This is a genomic window from Streptosporangium subroseum, assembly GCF_900188345.1.
GTDB lineage: Bacteria > Actinomycetota > Actinomycetes > Streptosporangiales > Streptosporangiaceae > Streptosporangium > Streptosporangium subroseum.
In genome coordinates this window covers 22,078-28,077 of record NZ_FZOD01000051.1, presented here as the reverse complement: position 1 = coordinate 28,077, position 6,000 = coordinate 22,078, and the positions used below count along the sequence as shown (strand labels likewise).

Below are 6,000 nucleotides of genomic sequence, written 5' to 3'. Positions count from 1 at the left end.
CGACCGTCACCGTCGACATCCCCGAACTTCGCACGCGCAGGATCGGTGAACCCCGACGCCACGACCTTCTGGTCGTTGCCGTTGTAGACCGTGGCATCGCTCCACCCACGGTTGCGATAGGCGTGCACCGTACCGTCGCCGAAGAAGGACACCAGCTCGTCGCGGTTGTCGCCGTCGAGGTCGCCGAACTTCGCGGTGGAGGGATCGGTGAACCCGGACGCCACGACCTTCTGGTCGTTGCCGTTGTAAACGGTGGCGTCACTCCAGCCCCGGTTGCGGTAAGCGTGGACCGTGCCGTCGGGGAAGAAGGAGACCAGCTCCGCCCGGCCGTCACCGTCGACATCCCCGAACTTCGCACGCGAGGGGTCGGTGAATCCCGACGCCACGACCTTCTGATCCGGTCCGTCGTAGACCTTGGGATCGTCCCAGCCACGGTTGCGATAGGCGTGGACCGTACCGTCGCCGAAGAAGGCGACGATCTCGTCGCGGCCGTCACCGTCGAGGTCGGCGAACCGCGTCGTGCCCCCATCGGCGCCGGGCGGGGTGGCGACGACCGGCCAGAGGGTGTCGACGATGATCTGCGCGTCGGCGGCCTGCGGCTGGTAGCGGTCGGGGTAGGCCGACACCTGGACCGCCTGGCACACCTCGCCGACGGAGGCGGTCTTCCACGCGTCGTTCGGATACTTCGACAGCATCTTGCCCAGGAACGCGTTGGTCGCCCAGATGGGATTGAGCCGATTGGCCACGCTTCCCCAGGACGCCCGCTGCTGGAACAGTCCCAGGCTGTCGTGGTCGAGCTCCTCGCTGATGTTGTCGATGCTGGACTCGACGATCGTCGTGGCGATGGCGATGACGGCCGCCCTCGGGTGCAGACCCCGGTCCTGCACCGCCTTGATCACCATGCGGGCGCAGGAGACCCGGTAGGCGGACATGTAGCCGCGCATCTTGGCGTTCAGCCTGCCGTTGAGCTGGGTGGCCAGGGTGGAGTCCGACGACGCGGTGCCGTTCGGGTCGCACTCCGCGATGGCCCGGGCGATGGCGACGTCGCCGGCCATCCTGCTCGGTTGAGGGTCGGGACCGGGCTTCGCGGCGGCGGGAGAGGCCAGCAGGCCGAAGGCGGTGACCGTGGTGATCGTGGCGAGCGCGGCGCGGGAGAGGAGGTGCCTGTTCATGATGTTTCCTCGGCAAGGGGGAAGGAAGCGGGGGGAAATCGAGCAGGGGGAGGGAACTCCGCGGCCCCGGTTCGGGGGCCGCGGAGTCCGGCCGCCGGTCTCAGGGGGTGAAGCCGCTGGCGACGACCTTCTGGTCGTTGCCGTTGTAGACGGTGGCGTCGTTCCAGCCCCGGTTGCGATACGCGTGCACGACCTCGTCGGCGAAGAAGGAGACGAGCTCCGCGCGACCGTCACCGTCGATGTCACCGAACTTCGCGGTGAAAGGCTCGGTGAACCCGGACGCCACGACCTTCTGGTCGTTGCCGTTGTAAACGGTGGCGTCGTTCCAGCCACGGTTGCGATAGGCGTGCACGACGCCGTCGGCGAAGAAGGACACCAGTTCCGCGCGACCGTCGCCGTCGATGTCGCCGAACTTCGCGGTGGAGGGGTCGGTGAATCCGGACGCCACGACCTTCTGGTCGTTGCCGTTGTAGACCGTGGCGTCGTTCCAGCCCCGGTTGCGATACGCGTGGACCGTGCCGTCGGGGAAGAAGGAGACCAGCTCCGCCCGGCCGTCACCGTCGATGTCGCCGAACTTCGCACGCGAGGGATCGGTGAACCCCGACGCCACGACCTTCTGGTCGTTGCCGTTGTAAACGGTGGCGTCGTTCCAGCCCCGGTTGCGATACGCGTGCACGGTGCCGTCGGGGAAGAAGGACACGATCTCGTCGCGGCCGTCACCGTCGAGGTCGGCGAACTTCGCACGCGAGGGGTCGGTGAACCCACCGGCCACGATCTTCTGGTCCGGTCCGTCGTAGACCTTGGGATCGTCCCAGCCCCGGTTGCGGTAGGCATGCACATTGCCGTCACCGAAGAAGGCGACGATCTCGTCGCGGCCGTCACCGTCGAGGTCACCGAACTGCGTCGAGTTGCCCTCGCCGGCGGGCGGGGCCTCCGGCTCGGAGGTGATGCCCACCGGCGAGCTGTAGCCGACGATGTCGGCGTTCGACCGGGAGTAGCTGTTGGCCTTGATCTGGTTGCCGCTGTTGCCCTCGATCGTGTAGACGGTGCCGGCCGTCGCCGACTTCACGATTCCGACGTGGTTGATCACGCCGTCCTGTTCCCAGTCGAAGACGAGGGCGTCGCCGGGCTGCGGGGTGTAGCCGCTGGCCCGGGAATGCCAGGTGCCGTATTTGACGCCGTAGTCCTTGAACGAGCTGGCCCATCCGGTGAGCACGCCACCGCTGCCCTCTGCGATGTCGGCGTAGCGGACACCGGCGTTCTTCCACACATACTTGGAGAAGTCGGCGCACCAGTCGCTGTTCCGGAACGGGACGCCGTCCGCGGAACCGCAACCGGCCGATGATTTCCAGGTCCGGAACACACCGGTGTAGTAGTTACAACCGCTTCCCGCGGGGTTCTCCTTGTTGCGACTCGCCTTGCCGAGCTCGCCCTGGGCCACGGAGACGATCGTGTCGCGGCTGGCCGCCGAGGCCGGGGTGGCCACGACGATTTCCAGGCCCACGGCCACGATCGCGCCGATGGCCACACAGGCGGCGATGCCACGGACGCCGGCACGGGATTTCTGGGGGGAGGCGCTCATCGCTGTTTCCTCTTTCGGTAGTTCGTTCTGTCACCGAAAGAGTCCACCGACGCGCTTCAACTCCCCTGTAAGAATGCTGCAGCGTTTTTTACAGAGGGTTCGAGGAGAGTTCTCCGTACTCGCGGGAGCCGTACACGCGGAAGACCTCGATCGCCTCCGCCCGCACCGTCTCGGCGGTCGCGGCGTCGCCGCGTTCGGCGTGCAGGAGCGCCAGATCCCGCAGGGTCCGGGCGCGAAACAGCGGCAGGTCCAGGGCCTCCCACAGGCTCATCGCCTCGTTGAGGCAGCTCTGCGCCTGGTCGAGGCGGCCCTCGGTGAGGTGTAGCTCTCCGAGGGTGCGCAGGGTGATCGCCTCGCCGTAGCGGTCGCGCAGGGAGCGGGTGGTCAGCAGCGCGCGCTCCAGCGGCTCCAGCGCCTCCTCGCACCGGCGAAGCCGTATCCGCGCCTTGGCCAGGGTCCGCACGGCGTAGGACTCCAGAAGCTGGTCGTCGAGCTCGCGGAAGATCCGCACCGCCTGCCCCGCGAGTTTCTCGGCCTGGTCGAGTTCGGCTCTGGCCAGGTGGTAGAGGGCCATCGTGCGCAGGGTCAGTGCCCTGCCCCGGCTGCTTCTCGCCCGCCCGTACAGGGTGAGGGCCTCTTCCAGGTCCGTCCACGCCCGCTCGAAGTCGCCCCGCTCCAGATGGATGGACCCGACCAGGCGCATGACGTGGGCGATGGCGGCGTCATCCTCCTGGGCGCGCCACATCTCCTCCGCCCGCCCGAGGAAGTGAAGCGCCTCGGGCAGGTATCCCTGCTCGCGGCAGGCGTTGCCGAGCCCGACGAGGGTGGCGCACTCTCCCCGGGTGTCCTTGGCGGCGCGGAACATCGACAGCGCCTGGCTGAAATACTCCCGCGCCTCGGCGTAGCGATCCTGTTCGTAGCTGAGCTGGCCCAGCTCGGCCAGGAGCGTCGCCTCGCCCGCGGCGTTCCCCCTGCGGCGTGCGACCGCGAGGGCGGCGTCGTGCGTCCGGTGCCAGGCCTCGAAGAGGTTCTCCACGACGAAGACCGAGTGACACAGCGCGGACGCCAACTCCACCGCGATCTCGTCCAGATCCATCGCCGAGGCCAGCTCGACCCCGACGATCAGCGTCTCCTGCGCGGTCCTGAACCAGGCGAGCGGCTCGGCGAGCACCGCCCGCGCGACCTGCGGATCCACCGGGGTGGCCAGCCGGTAGGAGGAGCGCATGGCGATCCTGCTCAGGGGCTCGGCCACGGTCATCCGCTCGATCAGCCAGAGCCAGCCGCCGAGCACCCTGCTCACCGCGGCGGTCCGCTCCTCGTGCGACTCCTGCGCCTCGGCGCGTTCCCGCGCGAACAGCCGGATGAGATCGTGAAGCCGATAGCTGACCTGCCCCGTCGCATCCACGCCCTCGACCTCGACGAGCGAGGCGTCCACCAGCTGCTCCAGCTCCTGCTCGGCCTCGTCGGGACTCGCCTGAGTCGCCGCGGCCGCGACCCAGGCGGAGAAATGCGGCAGGCCGAGCAGCCCGAGGTGGCGCAGCATCCTTCTGCCGGGTTCGGTCAGCTGCTCATAACTCAGCCCGATGCTCGCCCGGACCTCCTGGTCTCCCACCGTCAGCTCATCCAGCCGCCGCCGCTCATCGGCCAGCCGCTTGACCAGCAGCTGCACCGGCCACTGGCGGCGCGAGGCCAGCCTGGCTCCGGCGATCCGGATCGCCAGCGGCAGCAGTCCGCACTGCCGTACGACCATCCGCGCCGTGTCCATCTCGGCGGCGATCCTCTCGGCTCCGACGATGCGCGACAGAAGAGCCAGCGCCGCGTCCACGCTCAGCACGCCGAGCTCGGTCAGAGCCGCACCCGAGAGGCTGGGGAGCCTGCTCCGCGAGGTGATCAACACGGCGCAACCCGGCGAGCCGGGCAGCAGCGGCCGGGCCTGCCGCTCAGTGGCCACATCGTCGAGCACCACCAGCATGCGGCGACCGGCCAGCAGGGTGCGGTACTGGTTGGCCCGCTCCTCCAGAGTCACCGGGATCGCCGCCGGAGGCGTGCCCAGCTCTCGCAGGAGCCGTCCCAGGACCTCCGCGGGCGTCGCGGCGACCTCGGTGGTGCCGCGCAACTCGACGTAGAGCAGGCCGTCCGGGTAGAGGCCGGCGATCTCGTGGGCGACCCGCAACGCGAGGGCGGACTTGCCGGTGCCCCCGGCTCCCGAGATCACACAGATCGGCATCGCCGACGGCTGGGCCAGGGACTCGCGCAACGAGGCGATCTCCTCGGTCCGGCCGGTGAAGTCGGTCGCGACGGGAGGCAGCTGGTACGGCTTGCCCGCCTCGGAACCCGGCGCGGAAAGCGGCGCGAAGACCGGAACGGAGGGCGGAGGGGAAGCCGGGGCAGGGGGTGGCGCGGGATCCGGCACGTCCGGCTCGGAGCTCGCCGCCGGTGACAGGCTGGGATCCGAGCGCAGGATCGCCTCGTGCGTCTGGCGCAGGTCGGGGCCGGGCTCGATGCCCAGCTCCTCCGCCAGCACCTGCCTGCCCTGCCGGTACACCGCGAGCGCCTCCCCCCGCCTCCCGGCCCGGTTGAGCGCGAGCATGAGGTCACGGCGCAGATGCTCGTGCATGGGGTGGCGTGCCACCAGCGTGGTCAGCTCCCCGACGAACTGCTCGTGGCGGCCCAGCGCGAGCTCGGCCGATATCCGCTCCTCGGTGACGGTCAGCCGCAGCTCGTCCAGCCGTCCGGCCTCGGTGAGCAGGAAGGAGTCGCTGACCCCGCCGAGGGCGGGCCCCCTCCACAGCGCCAGAGCCGCCCGAAGGGACTCCGTCGCCTCCTGGTGCCGGCCCTCGACCGCCGCCTTCCGCCCGTCGGTGACCAGCCGATCGAACACGGTGCGATCGAGGGCCTCCGCCGGGATGTCGGCGAGATAGCCGACCCGGTGCGACACGATGACCGACGGCAGCCCCGCGCGGTCGAACGACCGCCGCAGCGACGAGACATAGGTCTGCAGGACCGCCCGCGCGGTGTCCGGCGGATCCTCACCCCACAGCACCGCGACCAGCCGTTCAGCCGGAACCACACGCCCCTCGTCCAGCAGCAACGCCGCCAGCAAAGTCCTGGGTTTGGCGCCCCCGAGCGACACCTGACGGTCGCCGCTCCACACCTCCACCGGACCAAGGAGTCGAAACTCCATGTGCCCTCCCCAAGGCATCCCCGAAGATCTCCGAGACTAGATCGTGTTCGGGCGGCGCGCCA

The 6,000-nt window shown here is 69.5% G+C and carries 3 protein-coding genes; all 3 read right to left on the bottom strand.

All coding sequences use genetic code 11. The annotated features are described in order from the left end of the window. The coding region (locus CHC08_RS34790; RefSeq protein WP_218825637.1) for an FG-GAP repeat domain-containing protein at positions 1–1,172 on the bottom strand (1,172 nt) is incomplete at its 3' end. Between the two features lie 100 nt (positions 1,173–1,272). Further along, a complete protein-coding gene (locus CHC08_RS34785; protein ID WP_089211622.1) occupies positions 1,273–2,754 on the bottom strand; it encodes an FG-GAP-like repeat-containing protein in 1,482 nt (493 codons plus the stop codon). Positions 2,755–2,842: 88 nt separating this feature from the next. Beyond that, positions 2,843–5,938: an AfsR/SARP family transcriptional regulator gene (locus tag CHC08_RS34780; protein ID WP_089211621.1), complete on the bottom strand. Its 3,096-nt coding sequence runs from the start codon at positions 5,936–5,938 to the stop codon at positions 2,843–2,845. Between the last annotated feature and the right edge of the window lie 62 nt (positions 5,939–6,000).

Bases quoted from the DNA above. Each gene is read 5' to 3' on its own strand.
- CHC08_RS34780 (WP_089211621.1), bottom strand. From the start codon at position 5,938: ATGGAGTTTCGACTCCTTGGTCCGGTGGAGGTGTGGAGCGGCGACCGT.
- CHC08_RS34785 (WP_089211622.1), bottom strand. From the start codon at position 2,754: ATGAGCGCCTCCCCCCAGAAATCCCGTGCCGGCGTCCGTGGCATCGCC.